The 17786-nt window shown below is 37.6% G+C and carries 23 protein-coding genes, 1 pseudogene and 1 other annotated feature; of the genes and pseudogenes, 3 read left to right on the forward strand and 21 right to left on the reverse strand.

What is annotated here, in order from left to right:
- Positions 1-39 precede the first annotated feature (39 nt).
- On the forward strand, positions 40-402 hold the full coding sequence (locus tag CKV67_RS09150) for a hypothetical protein (RefSeq protein ID WP_014093134.1): 363 nt from the start codon (positions 40-42) through the stop codon (positions 400-402).
- Positions 403-420: 18 nt separating this feature from the next.
- Here the strand turns inward: CKV67_RS09150 and pepT are convergent, their stop codons facing one another.
- Both pepT and CKV67_RS09160 read right to left on the reverse strand, forming a co-directional pair.
- The gene (pepT, locus tag CKV67_RS09155) at positions 421-1653 is read right to left on the reverse strand and encodes a peptidase T (RefSeq protein ID WP_014093135.1); all 1233 of its coding nucleotides are present in this window, start codon (positions 1651-1653) and stop codon (positions 421-423) included.
- Between the two features lie 58 nt (positions 1654-1711).
- Complete coding sequence (locus CKV67_RS09160; RefSeq protein WP_014093136.1) at positions 1712-2251, reverse strand: DUF1697 domain-containing protein; 540 nt, start codon at positions 2249-2251, stop codon at positions 1712-1714.
- Positions 2252-2335: 84 nt separating this feature from the next.
- On the opposite strand from CKV67_RS09160, the gene CKV67_RS09165 reads away from it, so the two are divergent.
- On the forward strand, positions 2336-3091 hold the full coding sequence (locus CKV67_RS09165) for an exodeoxyribonuclease III (RefSeq protein WP_014093137.1): 756 nt from the start codon (positions 2336-2338) through the stop codon (positions 3089-3091).
- Positions 3092-3189: 98 nt separating this feature from the next.
- On the opposite strand, the gene rplT is transcribed toward CKV67_RS09165, so the two are convergent.
- The 6 genes from rplT to rplS form a co-directional block, all read right to left on the reverse strand.
- A complete protein-coding gene (rplT, locus tag CKV67_RS09170) occupies positions 3190-3549 on the reverse strand; it encodes a 50S ribosomal protein L20 (protein ID WP_003720097.1) in 360 nt (119 codons plus the stop codon).
- Positions 3550-3587: 38 nt separating this feature from the next.
- Positions 3588-3788 (reverse strand): 50S ribosomal protein L35, encoded by a 201-nt coding sequence (gene rpmI, locus CKV67_RS09175; protein WP_003720098.1) that lies wholly within the window; start codon positions 3786-3788, stop codon positions 3588-3590.
- Between the two features lie 21 nt (positions 3789-3809).
- On the reverse strand, positions 3810-4325 hold the full coding sequence (infC, locus tag CKV67_RS09180) for a translation initiation factor IF-3 (protein ID WP_010958948.1): 516 nt from the start codon (positions 4323-4325) through the stop codon (positions 3810-3812).
- A gap of 82 nt (positions 4326-4407) precedes the next feature.
- Positions 4408-4546, reverse strand: a sequence feature (ribosomal protein L20 leader region).
- Between the two features lie 403 nt (positions 4547-4949).
- Entirely contained in the window at positions 4950-5363 is a 414-nt protein-coding gene (locus CKV67_RS09190) for a hypothetical protein (RefSeq protein WP_014093138.1), read from the reverse strand.
- Positions 5360-5563: a hypothetical protein gene (locus CKV67_RS09195; protein WP_025279998.1), complete on the reverse strand. Its 204-nt coding sequence runs from the start codon at positions 5561-5563 to the stop codon at positions 5360-5362. The genes CKV67_RS09190 and CKV67_RS09195 overlap by 4 nt, the downstream gene beginning before the upstream one ends.
- Before the next feature lie 285 nt (positions 5564-5848).
- On the reverse strand, positions 5849-6193 hold the full coding sequence (gene rplS / locus CKV67_RS09200; RefSeq protein WP_014093140.1) for a 50S ribosomal protein L19: 345 nt from the start codon (positions 6191-6193) through the stop codon (positions 5849-5851).
- Between the two features lie 265 nt (positions 6194-6458).
- On the opposite strand from rplS, the gene CKV67_RS09205 reads away from it, so the two are divergent.
- Positions 6459-7157, forward strand: coding sequence for an MBL fold metallo-hydrolase (locus tag CKV67_RS09205; protein ID WP_014093141.1), 699 nt, complete (start codon positions 6459-6461; stop codon positions 7155-7157).
- A gap of 29 nt (positions 7158-7186) precedes the next feature.
- Here the strand turns inward: CKV67_RS09205 and CKV67_RS09210 are convergent, their stop codons facing one another.
- From CKV67_RS09210 to CKV67_RS09265, 13 genes and pseudogenes are all read right to left on the reverse strand, one after another.
- Complete coding sequence (locus CKV67_RS09210; RefSeq protein WP_014093142.1) at positions 7187-7576, reverse strand: hypothetical protein; 390 nt, start codon at positions 7574-7576, stop codon at positions 7187-7189.
- 17 nt (positions 7577-7593) lie between these two features.
- On the reverse strand, positions 7594-8331 hold the full coding sequence (gene trmD / locus CKV67_RS09215; RefSeq protein ID WP_014093143.1) for a tRNA (guanosine(37)-N1)-methyltransferase TrmD: 738 nt from the start codon (positions 8329-8331) through the stop codon (positions 7594-7596).
- On the reverse strand, positions 8331-8849 hold the full coding sequence (rimM, locus tag CKV67_RS09220) for a ribosome maturation factor RimM (RefSeq protein WP_014093144.1): 519 nt from the start codon (positions 8847-8849) through the stop codon (positions 8331-8333). Before rimM ends, trmD begins: the two co-directional genes overlap by 1 nt.
- Positions 8850-8858: 9 nt before the next feature.
- Positions 8859-9245, reverse strand: coding sequence for a YlqD family protein (locus CKV67_RS09225; protein ID WP_014093145.1), 387 nt, complete (start codon positions 9243-9245; stop codon positions 8859-8861).
- 28 nt (positions 9246-9273) lie between these two features.
- Positions 9274-10008 carry a gamma-glutamyl-gamma-aminobutyrate hydrolase family protein gene (locus CKV67_RS09230; protein WP_014093146.1) on the reverse strand — a complete coding sequence of 245 codons (735 nt, stop codon included), beginning with the start codon at positions 10006-10008 and terminating at the stop codon, positions 9274-9276.
- Positions 10009-10119: 111 nt separating this feature from the next.
- Positions 10120-10350 carry a KH domain-containing protein gene (locus CKV67_RS09235; RefSeq protein ID WP_003728421.1) on the reverse strand — a complete coding sequence of 77 codons (231 nt, stop codon included), beginning with the start codon at positions 10348-10350 and terminating at the stop codon, positions 10120-10122.
- Positions 10351-10366: 16 nt separating this feature from the next.
- Positions 10367-10639, reverse strand: coding sequence for a 30S ribosomal protein S16 (gene rpsP / locus CKV67_RS09240; RefSeq protein WP_003720111.1), 273 nt, complete (start codon positions 10637-10639; stop codon positions 10367-10369).
- Between the two features lie 102 nt (positions 10640-10741).
- Positions 10742-12400, reverse strand: coding sequence for a glycoside hydrolase family protein (locus tag CKV67_RS09245; RefSeq protein ID WP_014093147.1), 1659 nt, complete (start codon positions 12398-12400; stop codon positions 10742-10744).
- 65 nt (positions 12401-12465) lie between these two features.
- Positions 12466-13059 carry an LPXTG cell wall anchor domain-containing protein gene (locus tag CKV67_RS14995; RefSeq protein ID WP_373636854.1) on the reverse strand — a complete coding sequence of 198 codons (594 nt, stop codon included), beginning with the start codon at positions 13057-13059 and terminating at the stop codon, positions 12466-12468.
- A 228-nt stretch (positions 13060-13287) separates the two neighbouring features.
- Positions 13288-14475: pseudogene (locus CKV67_RS15000) on the reverse strand (Lmo1799 family Asp-Ala repeat surface protein); the annotation flags it as partial.
- A gap of 502 nt (positions 14476-14977) precedes the next feature.
- A complete protein-coding gene (lipA, locus tag CKV67_RS09255; protein WP_025280000.1) occupies positions 14978-15874 on the reverse strand; it encodes a tyrosine/lipid phosphatase LipA in 897 nt (298 codons plus the stop codon).
- 154 nt (positions 15875-16028) lie between these two features.
- Positions 16029-17381, reverse strand: coding sequence for a signal recognition particle protein (gene ffh / locus CKV67_RS09260; RefSeq protein WP_014093150.1), 1353 nt, complete (start codon positions 17379-17381; stop codon positions 16029-16031).
- Between the two features lie 12 nt (positions 17382-17393).
- Positions 17394-17726 (reverse strand): putative DNA-binding protein, encoded by a 333-nt coding sequence (locus CKV67_RS09265; protein WP_014093151.1) that lies wholly within the window; start codon positions 17724-17726, stop codon positions 17394-17396.
- Positions 17727-17786: the final 60 nt, after the last annotated feature.

Here is a 17786-nt window from a genome sequence, read left to right on the forward strand (position 1 = left end):
GATGACAAGAAAAATCTTTATTTAGAGGAGCGATATAGGTTGTATGAAACAATGATTGCAAAAGCTGGTGCTCGCGAGTTGCTAGGAATGAATACAAGTTTAATTTACGGCTCCTTTAGTTATCGTATCGAAGGCGAATTAATGGAATTGGATGGACTTTGGATTTCTAATGAAGATGCTTTTATTTTTTACTTAGAAAATGAGGAGATATACTTACTGAAGAAATTCGCCTATGAGGAGATTCAAATTTTGGAACAAAAAATAAGCATTGTTTCGATGACAAAGAAACTAATTTTAAAATTTAAAAATAAAGAAAGTTATACCCTTCTTGTAGCAAATGGTGAGGCAAAAGTCTTTGCCAATAGTGTAAATGAGCGTATACAAAAAGTGAGCCAGGATTAATTCCCGACTCACTTTTCTTTAAGCTTTTTCTTCAAATAAACGAGCTACTTCGATAATTACTTCTGTTGCTTTCACCATACTTTCAAGCGCAACATACTCAAATTTACCATGGAAGTTTTCTCCTCCGCCAAAAATATTTGGTGTTGGTAATCCTTTATAAGAAAGTTGTGCGCCATCCGTCCCCCCACGAATTGGGCTGATTTTTGGCTCGATGTCTAAGTTTCGCATCGCTGCACTAACTATGTCGACAATTTCTTTTACTGGTTCGATTTTTTCTTTCATATTGTAGTATTGATCTTTCAAGGTTAGCTCAACCGTTCCTTCGCCATATTTTTCTTCTAATTCTTTGGCGATTGTTGCTACATGTGTCTTACGTTCCACAAATTTAAGGTGATCAAAGTCGCGAATGATATAGTAGGCTTTCGCTTCTTCTACATCGCCATTTAAGGAAATCAAATGATAAAATCCTTCATAGCCATCTGTAAATTCTGGTGCTTCTTGAGCTGGGATGCGCGAATGGAACTCCATCGCCATTTTGACAGCATTGACCATTTTATTTTTGGCAGTTCCTGGATGAACACTATTTCCTTTGAAGGTGATTTTAGCTCCGGCTGCATTAAAACTTTCATATTCTAGTTCGCCAAGTGGGCCACCGTCCATTGTATAGGCATACTGGGCACCGAAAGCTTCCACATCAAAACGTTCTGGGCCGCGTCCGATTTCTTCATCTGGTGTGAATGCAACACGAATTTTTCCATGTTTGATTTCTGGGTGCTTTATTAGATGATTCATGGCTACCATAATTTCAGTGATACCTGCTTTATCGTCTGCCCCAAGAAGTGTTGTCCCATCTGTTGTGATTAGTGTTTGACCTTTGTACTCTGCTAGTTCTGGAAATTGTTTCGCGGAAAGAACGACATTTAATTCTTTGTTCAAAACGATGTCCGTCCCGTCATAATTTTCATGTACTTGTGGTTGAACGTTTTTACCAGTTAAGTCTGTCGCGGTATCTAAATGTGCTAAAAAACCGATAACGGGTACTTCTTTTGTTGTGTTGGAAGGGAGCGTTGCCATAACGTAGCCGAATTCGTCGACGGTAACATCTTCCATTCCGATTTCTTTTAGTTCAGATACAAGCATGTTAGCCAGTTCCATTTGGCCTGGTGTCGTTGGGCAAACAGGACTTTCTTCGTTTGATTGTGTATCTACTTTTACATATTTGGTGAATCGATTTAATAATTCTTCTTTCATCTTTGTCACTCCCTTAGATTCAATTCTTCTTCATTATAAACTTGATTTTCCAAAAATTCTATTCCGGGCTGTTTATTGCTTGTAAAAATGTTTGCAACTTGATTGTTGTTCGCCAATTTCTTGAAGTAGTTACTGTTTTTTTATATCCGCCTAGGAAAATTGGTAACTTTAACGTGTGAATTTGATTCGAAAAAACATGAACGTATAAAACGCGACCGATTGCTATTACTTCTGCTTGCTGATTTTTTTGTCTAGGAATATGTATTGGTTCTTTATAAAAAAACGCTATCCACCGTTCTTCTTCGCCGATTGCTTCTGGTGGGAATGGGTTATTTTGGATGAGATCATGATAATTTTCTTCTTCATATACAAATACATCAATTGTTAGCGCAAATGTGTCCTGGATGATTTCGATTAGTTTGTTTGCAACAAGTTCTTCGGTTTGTAATTTAGAACTTAAAATGATGTTGCCACTTTGGATATATGTTTTCACATTGGTAAAGCCAGCGTTTTGTATTGCCACACTTAGCTCCTTCATATTTATTTTATTTTTCCCTGCGACATTAACAGCTCGCAGTAGAGCAACATAATTTTTCATTTAGTCCCCCAATCTTTTAAGTTCATTATAGCATGCAAGTTACGTTATAATAAGGCTATTAGTTGAATGGAGGTTGTCAGGCAGATGAAATTAATTTCTTGGAATGTAAATGGACTCCGAGCAGCAGTAAAGAAAGGCTTCTTGGAATATTTTGAAAGTGTGGACGCAGATATTTTTTGTTTGCAAGAAACGAAATTACAAGCGGGACAAATTGATTTAGACTTACCTGAATACAAGGATTACTGGAATTATGCGGTTAAAAAAGGTTATTCAGGTACAGCGATTTTCACAAAAATAGAACCGATATCAGTACGCTATGGTTTAGATATTCCAGAACACGATACAGAAGGTCGAGTTATCACACTAGAATTCGAGAAGTTTTTCATGATAACTGTTTATACGCCTAATTCTCAAGCTGAGTTGAAACGACTGGATTATCGAATGACTTTTGAAGATGCGATTTTAACTTATGTGAAGAAATTGGATGAAACAAAACCAGTAGTATTATGTGGCGACTTGAATGTGGCGCATGAAGAAATTGATTTGAAGAATCCAAAGACGAACCGGAAAAATGCTGGTTTCTCTGATGAAGAACGCGCAAAATTCACCACATTTTTAGAGGCAGGATTTGTCGATAGTTTCCGTTATTTTTATCCTGATTTAGAGGGAGCTTATTCATGGTGGTCTTACCGAATGAATGCTAGAGCTCAGAATACTGGTTGGCGGATTGATTATTTTGTCGTGTCAGAGCGACTTAAAGATAATTTAGTGGATGCGAAAATTCATCTTGATGTGCTTGGTTCGGACCACTGTCCGGTTGAGCTTGAACTAAATATATAGTAAGCAAAATCCAAGTTCTCAGATAGCGAACTTGGATTTTTTGATATTAAGGTCCGACTAATAAAAAATCCCCACTCAAAAGAGCGAGGATTTTTCGATTATTTAGCTAATGCTTTTTTTGCTGAATCGGCAAGTGTGTTAAATGATGCGATATCATTTACTGCTAAGTCTGCAAGCATTTTACGGTTAATGTCAATTCCAGCTAATTTTAAGCCGTGCATTAATTTGCTGTATGAAAGATCTTGCATACGAGCAGCCGCGTTGATACGTGCAATCCATAATCTACGGAAATCACGTTTCTTTTGACGACGATCTCTGTAAGCATATTGATAAGATTTCATTACTGCTTGGTTAGCTACTTTGAATAATAAATGTTTAGAGCCGTAATACCCTTTGGCTAATTTAACTATTTTTTTACGACGTTTGCGTGTTACTGTTCCGCCTTTTACGCGTGGCATATTGTCTACCTCCTAGAATTTAGAAAAATATGTTACTCTTACTTCATTTTAGCGACCATTTGACGAATACGTTTGAAATCGCCAGCTGATACCATTGCTGATTTACGCAGTTTACGTTTTTGTTTTTGGGATTTGTTAGCGAACATATGGCTAGTGAAGCCGTGTCTGCGTTTTAGTTTTCCAGATCCTGTTCTCTTGAAACGTTTAGCGGAACCGCGGTGGGTTTTCATTTTTGGCATGAATATTTCCTCCTCAAAACTTTACTTTTCATGAAGTGGTGCTAGGACTAAGAACATGGAACGTCCGTCCATTTTTGGTCTTTGCTCAATTGTACAAAGGTCTTCGCACGCTTTCGCAAAACGGTCAAGCACCTTCTGACCGATTTCTTTGTGTGTAATCGCACGGCCTTTAAAACGGATAGAGCATTTTACTTTATCGCCTTTTTCAAGGAATTTACGTGCATTACGTAGCTTCGTATCAAAATCGTGTTCGTCAATCGTTGGACTTAAACGAACTTCCTTCATTACGATGACTTTTTGGTTCTTACGGGCTTCTTTATCTTTCTTCTGTTGTTCAAAACGGAATTTACCGTAGTCCATGATACGAGCTACTGGCGGTTTCGCTGTTGGAGCAACAAGCACTAGATCAAGATTAGCCTTTTCAGCAATTTGAAGCGCATCGATTTTACTCTTCACGCCTAATTGTTCACCATCTTGGTCGATCAATCTTACTTCACGTGCACGAATCCCATCGTTTACCAACATGTCTTTGCTAATGGTGAGCCACCTCCACTTAATTTTGTTACAACAAGATAGAAAATAGCTGTTCCAATCTGCGACCTGCTAACTCGTTCGTTCAGAGGCCATAAAAAAACGGGCTGCTTTTCAGCAATCCCGCACATTCAAAGTCGCGCAAGTAACGCGACGAAAGTTTGAATTTTTTGCCTGAAAACATCCATGTTAACGAGGCGAGAAGCGGGTTGCTTCTTCTTTCTTGTTTGATAACCTTAATTACTATATCATATGGGGGATATGGTGTCAAGGTGATATTAGCTAAAATCGTGTGAGGTTCCACATTAAAAATTGAAAAACAGGAATCATTGTATAGAGCCATTTTAAAATAAATCTACAAGATTCCTGTTTGTTTTAAAGATTCTATTGTCCTAGCTACTTCATACTACTGAAAAACACTTTATTTTTTAGTTTCTTAAAAATTATTATAATAATATAAATTATTAAAGCTATACTAGCTAATAATAAAATTGCTCCAACTATATTAAAATTCCCCACTTTCTCACCTCTTTATACTCCATATAAATTAAATGTACCCGTTGTTGTTGTAACCTCTACATAGGTAGTTGTATTCGAATATGTAACAAATAAAGCGCTATATTTCTTCTTTTAATCCAAATAATTTACTGTAGCTCCTTTATTCGAAGTTGTACTAGTCAAAGAAGAGCTATGATCTAACCCTATACGGGTACCACTATTACCTATAAGCCCAAAAGTATTCTGCGAAATGATCGTTTTTATTTTTTTTACTTTAGAACTTCCGCTATTTATTTTAGCAGTAGTTTTGCCAGAGTACCACTGACCACCTATACTTAGCGCATTTAAATGACTATTTATTTTACCAGAAAAAGTTACTTTTACGCCACTAGATGTTTTAGATTTGTTAAATGACTTAGAACTAGTTCCTTTATAAAAATTGATTGCCTGTGCCATTGGTATTGTAGTAGGCTCCGGTGCTTCTTCTTTATTATCAGAATACCGAACAACAAATTCTGCATCTTCTTTAGAAAAAGGTTCATTCACCTCATACTTATTTGAAATATCAAGAAATCGCTTCTGTACTTCGTCTGTGCTAAGATTTTTGTTGCATCATATGCAAGTTCTTTTGTTTGTGGTAGATTTGTATTTTCAGCCGCTTTTGCTGAATAAGGAAACAGACAGATTAATAATAATAGACCACCTAAAATTAAACAATATTTTTTCGTCATGATGCTTTTCTTCATAATTGCTCTCATCTTTTTATGTCTATTTATAGTGCAATAAAATTATAACATATCAAACAAATGAATATATCTCCAAAAATGTAATGAAATATCTTATCCTTGTTATCAATAATAAAAAAATTATCTTTTTCATTGGACAAAATTCTGATTTCGCATTATTTTCTTTCAAATTATAATATGCCTCTTTTACATATCTTTCTGATATCTTACAAACTTATATCGGACTTTAAATTTTTCTTATAAACAAAAACCCTTGATTTCTCAAGGGTTTTAGCCGTTAAATGATTAACGAATTTCTTTAATACGAGCCGCTTTACCACGTAGGTTACGTAGGTAGTAAAGTTTCGCACGACGTACTTTACCACGACGGATTACTTCTAATTTTGCGATACGTGGAGTATGTACTGGGAAAGTACGTTCCACACCAACACTGTTAGAAATTTTACGAACAGTGAAAGTTTCGCTGATTCCAGCTCCGCGACGTTTGATTACTACGCCTTCGAATAATTGGATACGTTCGCGAGTACCTTCGACTACTTTCGCATGTACACGTACAGTATCACCCGGACGGAAACTTGGAACATCTGGGTTTAGTTGACTTTTTGTGATTTCATCAATCAGTTTGTTCATGTTTTTCTCTCCTTCCAACAAACATTCATTCATATATTAATGAAGCGGAATATCGTTATCAGACTGGTCTCTCCAGTCACCTTATTTAGGTTACCACAAACTAGATTCGCTGTAAAGTTTTTTTCTTACTTTTTTATCTTTCAGAAAGGCTTATTTTAATAATAGATTACATTCTCATGAAAAATGAACTTTTCTCTGAAAAACGGGTATCGTATGTATAACTACTTTTGCTTAGTAAATAAGTAATTAGAAAGAAGGCATCTTTATGAAAGTAACTGCGAAACATCAATACTGGCAAATTACCACCTTCCCTGCGCTATTTCCTGTAAATTGTTATTTAGTTTTAGAAAAGAATAGTTTAACGTTAATTGATACCGGAATTTTAGCACATGCAAAAGGGATTATTTCATTAATAGAGAGGCTTCATTTGCCACTCAACCGAATTCTTTTAACACATGCACATGGGGATCATATTGGCGGTTTACTCGCTTTAAAAAATGCTTTTCCGGACGCACTCGTGATGTTAGGGAGTAGGGAGAATTTACTTGTCGAGAAAAAAGAAATTTATGCATTTGAGGCTCAGATGCCGCTAAAAGGTAGTTATCCAAAAGAACTTCCCGTGAAAATTGATCAGACATTAAAGGCCGGAGATATGGTTGGTTCACTACTGGTTATTGATACGCCTGGTCACACACCTGGTTCTGTGTCTTTCTTTGACGAACGCAATGGTCATTTATTTGCAGGTGATTTGTTTCAGACACGTGGTGGTGCAGCTATTTGTGGTGAGAAAAGACTACTTTTCCCCTTTCCGGCAATGGGATCTTGGGATTTAGCGACAAGCATTACTTCTGCCAAAGATTTACAATTGATTGAGCTAACGGAAATAGCTTGTGGGCATGGGCCAATTAAATCAGCAGTTGATTTTGATTTAAAATCTGTCATAAAGAGAGCACAAAAAAACTAGAAAACCAGTGAAGTGGTTTTCTAGTTTTTTTAGAATCGAGTAATTTTGATGTTTACAGCTGTTCCATAGGCTAGTTGGTAAACAAGATCATCAACAAAATGCTCTGTGAAAGAACAGTGAATTAAGCCGTTTCCACCTGCGTCTAAGGCTTTCTTTTGTAACTCTTGTAGTAAGTTTTCAAAGCCAACTGTTTCTAAGTATGCTTCAGGATCACTTTTTATTCTTGGACGGACGCTTTTAGCAAAAACAACCGTTAAAATATCGTGATTAACGTTAATTGGTCCTGTTGAGACTTGTACATCCTGCCATTTTTGTCCAATTCGTTTTTGATCATTTTCTTCTTGTACATAAGCTTCTCGTTCTTTTTGACGTTCGGATTTTTTGCTTTCTTTTTCATCTGGAGTTCCAAAGATTGCCATTTTACAACACGTCCTTTTTATTTACTTTTTGACCATTCTTTCAGCCAAGTCTTTTGCTTGTCAGTTAATGGGTAATTTTTAAGTAAATCTGGGCGGCGTTCGTAAGTTCTTTTGAGTGATTCTTTGTCACGCCATTCTTCTATCCATGCGTGATTTCCGCTTAGTAAAATATCTGGTACTTTCATTCCTCTGAAATCAGCTGGTCTTGTGTAATGCGGGTGTTCGAGTAATCCTGTCGAGAAAGAATCTGTTACAGCAGAATCTTTATTACCAAGCACACCTGGAAGCAATCTAATAACACTGTCCATCACAATCATTGCACCGATTTCGCCGCCAGTTAGGATATAATCTCCAATCGAAACTTCATCCGTTACAAGATGTTCTCGAATTCGCTCGTCGTATCCTTCGTAATGTCCACAAATAAAAATAAGGTGGTCTTCCTCCGCAAATTCTTCGGCCATCTTTTGATTAAAACGTTTGCCAGCTGGATCTAATAAAATGACTCTTGGTTTGGTTTCTGGTTGGTTTTCTTTTACTGCAGCTACGGCATCAAATATTGGTTGCGCTTTGAGTAGCATTCCTGCTCCACCACCATAAGGATAGTCATCTACAATATGATGCTTTCCTTCTGCATATTCCCGAAAATCAGTGACTTCAACCGCTACTCGTTCATTTTCAATCGCTTTTTTGATAATTGAATTACCTGTTACGCCGGAAAACATCTCTGGAAAAATAGATAAAATATCGATTTTCATTAATCTAGCAGCCCTTCCATTACTTCAATGGTAATTTTTTTGTCCGAAATATTGATTTCTTTTACCACATCTGCAATGTAAGGAATCAGTTTTTCTTTTTTATCGCTGCCTTTAACAACCCAAACGTCATTTGCTCCTGGAGTAAGGATTTCCGTAATTTCGCCAAGCTCCTCGCCATCTGTTGTCACGACTGAGCAACCAATAATTTCATGAAAATAATATTCATTTTCTGCTAAATCGGTTAATTGTTTTTCGCTGATTTTAAGTGTGCCTTCTTTCATTCGCTCCACTTGATGAATTCCTGTAAAGCCTTCGAACATTAATAAATCAAAGTTCTTATGTTTACGGTGCGAACGAATGATTAATTTCTCGGGTTTTTTGCTATTTTTTTCAAATAAGTAAACGGCATTTCCGACTTGGAACCGTTCGTCAGCAAAATCAGTTGTTGCGATAACGCGAATTTCACCGATTAAGCCATGAGTATTCACAATCTTTCCTACATTGTACATTTTCTCCATAAGTCACCTCTAGCGTATTTCTACTATGATTCCGTTCTTTACAACAATTGTTTTTTCAAAAATAGAGCTATCCCACTTGTCCCCAACTTGAACGTCGATGATAGTTTCTAGCTCTCGTTCGCGAATCTCACTGCCAAGTTCAAGGACTTCTAATTGCTCCATTTGAAACTGGATAAGTTTTTTCTTTTCCCGGCGAAGCTCCAATTCATGGGTAAAATAATCTGCCACTCGTTCTGGTTGAAATTTGCTTTTTCGTTCCATTTTCTTTTGTTCAAAATGAAGTTGGTCACATTCTTGTTCGATTTGCCGTTTTTGTTCATTATAATAGTCAATTAATTCTTGTTTACTTGCTTCCGTTAATACTTGCTTGACGACCACTTTTTGGATGATTTCCACAGGACACCTCCACTAGCAATTATTGTCCTTATTTTACCATAATTTTTTTGGATTCATCCACTAAAGCTTGGAATAGACGTTCACTTTCTGGGTCGGCTTGATACATTAATTCTGGATGCCACTGCACGCCAAGATACCAACTCGGTAAGTTATCCCCTTCCACAGCTTCAATCATACCATCCTTTGTCCTCGCTGTTACTTTAAAATCAGGAGCTATTTTTTTAATAAATTGGTGATGTAATGAGTTTACTAATTTTTTGTTAGGATGATATTTGGCAAGTTCACTCGTTGGTTCAATATCAATCGTATGTGAACCTAATTGCTCATCGACTTGTTGTAAGTGTTGCAAAGCTTTTGTTTCTACTTGGCTAATGTCTTGATAAAGCGTACCACCAAGCGCAACATTGACTAATTGCATCCCACGACAAATCGCAAATATTGGTTTTTTTGCATCTAGTGCTGCTCGTACTAAAGCAATTTCATAACTATCTCGTGGCGGAAAATAAGCGCCAATTTCTTGAGATGGTTCTTCCAAATAAAGTTGTGGGGTAATATCTTGCCCGCCAGTAAGTAGTAAACCATCTACTAGAGAAATTGCTTGTTCGGCAGCGGAGGGATTATCAATTGGCAACGCGATTGGAAATCCTCCAACTTTTTGGATGGCATCTACGTAGCGCTGTTGTGTATAGGTTACTCGGTGTCCGTAAAATACGTCCACTCCTTTTACTAATCTATTCCCGGTAATTCCAATAACTGGCTTCATCACAATTCCTCCATTTCTATTCTATTTTACAACATTTCGTGAGGTAATTGCTTCTCTTAGGATTTATGAAAAAAAGGCGATAAAAAAACTCGCCAATTTGACGAGTTTTTATTATTCGATAATTTCAAGACGAATCTTCTTATCGTTTTTGGAGCCAACTGCATAGACAAGAGTACGAATCGCTTTTGCAATACGACCTTGTTTACCAATCACGCGTCCCATGTCTTCTTTACTGACAGACAATTTGTAGGTTAACGATGTATCCGTTTCTTCTGGCGTGATAACAACGTCTTCCGGGTGGTCAACAAGGGGTTTCACGATTGAGAGAATAAGTTCTTCCATTCGCGCCGAGACCTCCTTATTTACCTAATTTTTGGTTATGGAATTTTTCCATGATACCTTCGCGGCTAAGAAGATTGCGAACTGTATCAGATGGTTTCGCACCATTATGCATCCATTTCAAAGTTGCTTCTTCGTCAATTTTCACTTCAACCGGATCAAGTAATGGATTATAAGTACCAATAGTTTCGATTGAACGGCCGTCACGTGGGAAACGAGAATCAGCTACTACAATACGGTAGAAAGGTTTCTTTTTAGAACCAATACGTTTTAAACGAATTTTAACTGCCATAGTTTAATTACACCTCCATAAAGTCTTACACAAGTATATATATTACCAGTAAAGGATTTGTTTGTAAAGTGTTTTTTCTTTACAGAGGATATTTTTTTCTTTTTAGCTGACGGTTTCAGCATTAGCACTGATTTTCCCTTGATTAAGTAACCCATAGAAACGCACATAACCAGAGATATTATGTTCGACATCATCAATTCGAACACGGAAAGATTGATGACGAATAAAGAAACTTCCTTCGATTCTTGTTGGATTTTTATAGTACATTGCCAGTTCTGGATAAAAATAACCGTTTAATTGATAAAGGGCGCGCTTCATAATCGTTTTTTCAAGTTCCACTATTGGATAGTCAGCTAATAAATTATAGCCACCTGTTTCCTCCATTCGAAGCGACATTTCTTTGGTCGCAATCGTGAGCTCTAGAAATGTCGGAAAGGTAGTTTCGCGTTCGTAAATAAAGGTTAAATTATCAAAAGCGTTTTTTAGTCCAAATTCATAATATGCATGGTCTGGAATATATTTAGTAATTTCATTTGCACAATAGCTAAGCCAGTGGTCATGATTTTGCCAGTAATCAGCACGGATGAAATGATTAAATGATTTTGTCGCTGCTTCTAACCATTTCGTGTCTCGGTCAATTTCGTATAAGCGAAGTAAACCAAACACTGCTTCTCCGTCGTAATAAATAATTCGAAAAATATCTTTTACTTCTAAAGTTGGATATTCTAACACATGTGTGAATTTCCCTGTTTTATCTTGTAATGAAAGGATTCCATTTGCAATTTTACGGCAAAGTGGTAGATATGTTTTTGTTCCAGTAATATGCATATATTTGGTGAACGCTAGCAAAGTCGCTGCTGAACCACCTAATTTAATTTCGCGAAGTTCCGGTTCAATCAGATACGCAACTTCTCCTTTTTCAAAAATAAAGTTCTTTTCTAAAAAAGTGAGCGCATTCGTCGCTGCTTCTAAAATTGCCTGATTCCCAGTTAATTCATAAGCTTCAAGCATCGAATAAGTAGTACTCGCATGTCGTAAGCTATTATAATGTTTTATTTTTTTATCAAAACAAGCAAACCAACCATAGTTAAATTCACCTGTGCCGTTTACTTGATGAGCCAGATAACTGCCTACATTTTCAACAAGTTTGAGAACATCATCTGGAGTAAGCTGTTCCGTATTACGACGTCCATGGTCTAATGGATTAGTTTCTAATTCATATATTTTTTTACCATCAAAAAACCAACCTACCGTTTCAAAGGTAACGATAGTTGAATCAATCGTTAAATTCAACTTGGCTTGGTTTTTACTAGCTTGGATCAAATATCTATTCATATTTTCAACGTTAATAGCTAGCCCTTCATCTGCTGGCAAAAGGATAGCATTCGCATTAATTTCTTGTTCAATTAAAGCCATTTTAAAATTTTCATTTAAAGCTATTCCACGTCTATAGTAATTTTTCTTGATTTTCAATGCCTTTTTATTCCATTCAGCGAGGTTTTCTAATTGGTAATTAAATCCGATATCCATTTTAAAAGAGACAGCATCTTCTGTTTCATTTTTAAGTGCTACTTTTTTCATTTCATTAATTAAATTTGCTAGACAAAGATAGCTAAAGTTTATCACCTTAGCACGTTTTTCCTTGTATCCAATTGTTAAAAAGCCATGCCATTTCCCGTTGTAAGTAGCATGTTCTTCCGCTTCTGTCATTTGACCAATAATTTTATTTTCTAATTCATCTAATACACCTCTCCAAGGCATATGTACCACTCCTTTTATAATTTCCCTGCTGCAAACACACAGCAGGGAATCGATGTTTTGTGGCTCTATTTACGGAAAAGACGTAATAAAAACGCTCCAGCTACCCCGAAGAGACCTAGCCCAACCCATGGAAGACTACTATTCGTATCTCCTGTGGAAGGAAGATCACTGGTAGAAAGACTCGACATTCCATCCGAGCTATATCCAGACGAAAGCATTGCTCCTGATCCGTCATAACTCATACTAGCTGTTGGCGACCCAGTTCCACTGCTAATTCCTCCAGTAGTTCCACCATTACCAGTTGAACCAGTAGAAATTGTTCCTCCGTCAGAATCGGAATCTGCATCGGCGTCGGCGTCAGCATCCGCGTCAGAATCGGCATCCGTATCAGCATCCGCATCGGCATCAGAATCTGCTAGAGGTAGCACTGTTACAGAAACTTTATCACTAGATTTTACTTCGTCACCGTATTTGGCGGTTACTTGAAGATCAATTACCTCTCCAGCTTTCAAATTATAATCAGGAATATTTATTGTGTATGTTCCGTCCGCATGAATTAATACATTTCCAATGACTGTTCCATCTGGAAGGGTCAAATTAATATAGAATACAGTTCCAGCCGGAGCATCTGATTGCAAGGATTTCAAAAGAGCATTCATATTTTGATTTTTATAAATGGATGTCCCAGAAATTGTTTTAGTTCCTTCGTAAATTGGGTTGACAATTGGTCTGTCAACAAGGAAATCTCTCCAGTCAATGTCCACGTCAGCATCAGCGTCGGCATCCGCATCAGCATCGGAGTCCGCATCCGCATCCGCATCCGCATCCGCATCAGCATCGGCGTCCGCATCCGCATCGGTATCCGCATCAGCGTCGGCATCCGCATCCGCATCAGCATCGGCATCCGCATCAGCGTCGGCATCCGCATCAGCATCGGCATCCGCATCAGCGTCGGCATCCGCATCAGCGTCCGCATCCGCATCAGCGTCCGCATCCGCATCAGTGTCGGCATCCGCATCAGTGTCGGCATCCGCATCAGCGTCCGCATCCGCATCCGCGTCCGCATCCGCATCAGCGTCCGCATCCGCATCAGCGTCCGCATCAGCGTCCGCATCCGCATCCGCATCCGCATCCGCATCGGCATCCGCATCCGCATCAGCGTCCGCATCCGCATCCGCATCCGCGTCGGCATCCGCATCCGCATCCGCGTCCGCATCGGCATCCGCATCAGCGTCCGCATCCGCGTCGGCATCGGCGTCGGCGTCCGCATCAGCATCCGCATCCGCATCAGCGTCCGCATCCGCATCAGCGTCCGCATCCGCATCAGCATCCGCATCAGCATCCGCATCAGCATCCGCATCAGCGTCGGCATCAGCGCCCGCATCGGCGTCGGCATCCCCAACTTCCGTCACAATAGATCCCTTAGCCGCATTACTATTCAATAAATCCACATCTAAAAGTCCATCACCAGTTCTTGCAGCAAAATCCAGTTTTCCATCATCTGCACTTGGAAGAGCCGTAACCCCAAGCGCCAGTAAATCAATTGTTAAAGTGAATGTTGAAATACTACTAACACCTATGCCAAGCAAATGATTTACTCTCGCTCCAACTGCATTTCTACTAGGATCGATAAAGAAATTACTATTACTACCATTTACAGTTCCTTGATTGAATAATCCGATATTCCCGATTCCTAAGTAAGCAATTTTATAATCAATTTTTGTATTTGCTCTTATATTTGGATTACTTAGAATAGAAGACAATTCACTAGGCAAATCAAAATAAGGATAATAAGTAGATACTGCGCTAGCACTTACTAATTGGTTCCCAGAAAGTGTTATGACTAATTTCCCATTGGCATATTGGGTATTCAAACTAGAATTACCAAGCAAATCAATGGTTGCTGCATCTGCTTGAATACCACTAAGCGCAAATTGATGATTAAAAGAATCATAATTCACAGTGACCGGAGCTACCATCATCGTAGTAGTCGTAATTAGTGCAGCAATTAGTTTTGCTTTTTGCGCTCGTTTCTGGTCTAATCTCTTTTTGTAATCTACACGCTGTTTTTTCATCATTTTTCCCCCTTAAAAATCAATCTTCCATGATTTTGAAAAATAACTGAAAACAGAATAAAGGTATTAAATTGTGTTTTGTGACTAAGCTAACTGTTCATTATCCCGTAGCCCTTTATCCAATATCAGATTCAATCAACATTTTAGTAAGAGATCCCCCCCTTCTTTTATTGATAGTTCGAACCTGTCATTCGTCGTAATAACCAGTTTGTTAACTTTACTATATAGTATATTCTTAAAAATTAAAGTAAAAAGTACTAGGAGAAAAAAATACTTTAATTCAATCCAATTAGTCAAAAAGTTACACAAATATGCGTATTTATAGCTTGTTTATAAACTTTAGGACTGTTTATTAATAGGTATTAAAACCTATATAGCATCACTTTACACGAATTGTCTTTCAATTGTATACAAATGTTTTTAGAATGGTTCTTCTTTTATGATTATATTTGAACGCAAAAAAGAGCAACCTATTTTCCAGGCTACTCTTTTTACTCTACTTTTAATATAGATACATTTTTTTCAGCTGTTCTTGTTTTACTTCGGTTAATTCTAGCTTATCTTTAAAAAAATTATCCATAGATCCATATTTAGAATCAATTTCATCAAAAGCGGCGTTTATATAAGATTCACGTACCTCCATTACCGCGGTCATCCCATCAACAACTTTTTGATTGTCCGTTTTTGCTGCAACTGCTGCGATTGCTTTTTTATTTTCAGCAGCACGGTATTTATTCGACAACATATAATCATCAATAACCGTTTCCTTTTCTACTCCAAGGGCAGATAAAACAAGGGCAGTTCCAAAACCGGCACGATCTTTTCCTGCTGTACAGTGCCAAAGAACAGAACCATCTTGATTACTTAACAAGACGTTGAAAAAATCTTTATATGCTTGAATAGAAGTATCGTCTGTTATAAAACTTTTATTTGCTTCAATCAAAAAAGTTTCTGGGTTATCCATTGTGGCTAGACTTGCAGTTAAATCTTGTGTACTTGTGGAAGTCCCATTATCTTTCATTACCGAATCATGTGTGTAGTCAACGTTTGTCATTGTTGGATCAGGTTTCGCCTCTACTTCCGAATTGGTTCTAAAATCAACAATATGTGAAAGATTATATGTATTCACGAGTTTCTTTTTATCCGAATCACTCAATGTGACAAGTTCCGCACTACGGATCAGTTTATGTGGTTTGATTATTAAGCCATCCGTTGTTTTATAGCCACCCAGATCCCGAACATTAACTGCTCCTTCTAGTTTTATTTGACTCCCAGGTTGAAGTGATTTTGTTGTTTCGGCATTAGCTTCTGCTCTTTCTTCTGACTGATTCCCGCATCCTCCAAGTAATAATGTTGCGGTTAAGATACCTGGGCCTGTTACTTTTACCCAATTTTTCATTTTATCTCCTCCTTTTGGTTAACTCAAGTTTCATTATAGCAACAAGATTTATCGATTAAGTGAAGGATATGTAAAGAAATGACGTTGAATTGTTATCTGATTGGTTAAGCACGTCAAAAAAATCCACCATCCGAATGGGATGATGGATTTTTTATTAAAACGGCATTTTGAAATTACCGAATGGATTTTTACCCTTTTTACCTTTGCCGCCGCCAGTCATTTGTTTCATCATTTTTTTCATTTCTGTAAATTGTTTTAAGAGGCGGTTGATTTCTTGAATTGGACGACCACTTCCTCGAGCAATTCGCTTTCTTCTACTAGCATTAATAATATCTGGATTATCTTTTTCATTTTTGGTCATTGACTTGATAATTGCTTCGATGTGACCAAGTTGTTTATCATCTACTTGCATGTTATCGAGGCCTTTCATTTTTCCAGCGCCTGGCATCATTTTAAGCAGTTCGTCAAGCGGTCCCATTTGTTTTACTTGTTGTAATTGTTCTAAAAAGTCATCCAGCGTCATGCTGTTATCTTTCATTTTTTGTTCCATGGCTTTCATTTTCTCTGTATCTACATCGGTTTGCGCTTTTTCGATAAGAGAAAGCACATCTCCCATGCCGAGAATTCTAGATGCCATACGGTCTGGATGGAAAGTTTCGAGAGCTTCCATTTTTTCTCCCGTTGCGATAAATTTGATTGGTTTACCGGTTACGGAACGAATTGAAAGTGCTGCCCCACCACGAGTATCGCCGTCTAGCTTAGTTAAAACGACACCAGTGATTTCTAATTGTTCATTAAAACTTTCAGCCACATTAACAGCATCTTGACCAGTCATCGAATCGACTACGAGTAAGATTTCGGTTGGACTTGCGATTTCTTTGACTTGTTTTAGTTCATCCATTAGTGTTTCATCAATATGCAAACGTCCGGCAGTATCAATGATGACGTAATCTAAATGATCTTCTTTTGCTTTTTCAATTGCTTGTTTGGCAATTTCTACTGGACTTACTTGATCGCCTAAAGAAAATACAGGCATATCTAATTGTTTACCGAGTGTTTCTAATTGTTTAATTGCTGCTGGACGATAAATATCTGCCGCAACAAGTAGTGGTTTACGATTATATTTTTTGCGTAATAAATTGGCTAGTTTGCCGGAAGTGGTTGTTTTACCAGCTCCTTGCAAACCGACCATCATAATAACAGTTGGTGGACGATCAGCTGTACCAATTTTGCTTTCCTCTCCGCCCATAAGGTTAGTTAGTTCTTCTTGAACGATTTTAATGACTTGTTGACCTGGTGTTAAACTCTTCATTACATCAACGCCAACTGCTCTTTCACTAACGGTTTTGATAAATTGTTTCACGACTTTAAAGTTAACATCGGCTTCTAGTAAAGCGAGGCGTACTTCACGCATCATTTCTTTTACATCGGCTTCGTTTACTTTTCCTTTGCCGCGAATTTTGTTCATTGTTTCTTGGAGTCTTCCAGCTAGTCCTTCAAATGCCATGATTCTGGCCTCCTAATCGATATTTTTAAGCTGTTCAAGCGTTTTGTTTACTTGCTCGTCCAGATAATTCTTCTTTTTTAATTGTGCTTCTAACTCTCCGAAAAGCTTTTCACGTTGTTGATATTTTTTTAACATTCCTAATTTTTCTTCGTATTTCTCTAAGCTTTCTTCGGTTCTTTTAATATTATCATAAATGGCTTGTCTGCTCACTTCAAATTCTTCGGCAATTTCACCGAGTGAGTAATCGTCCAAGTAATAAAAAGAAACATACGCTTTTTGCTTTGCTGTTAGTAATTCTTGATAAAAATCAAATAATAAATTCATTCGGTTTGTCTTCTCAAACAAGGCATTTCACCTCTCTCCTTTTAAAGGATACGGGGAAATCACGGGAATGTCAAGGAAGGT

Origin of the sequence: Listeria ivanovii subsp. ivanovii, assembly GCF_900187025.1 — a bacterium.
Classification (GTDB): Bacteria; Bacillota; Bacilli; order Lactobacillales; family Listeriaceae; genus Listeria; species Listeria ivanovii.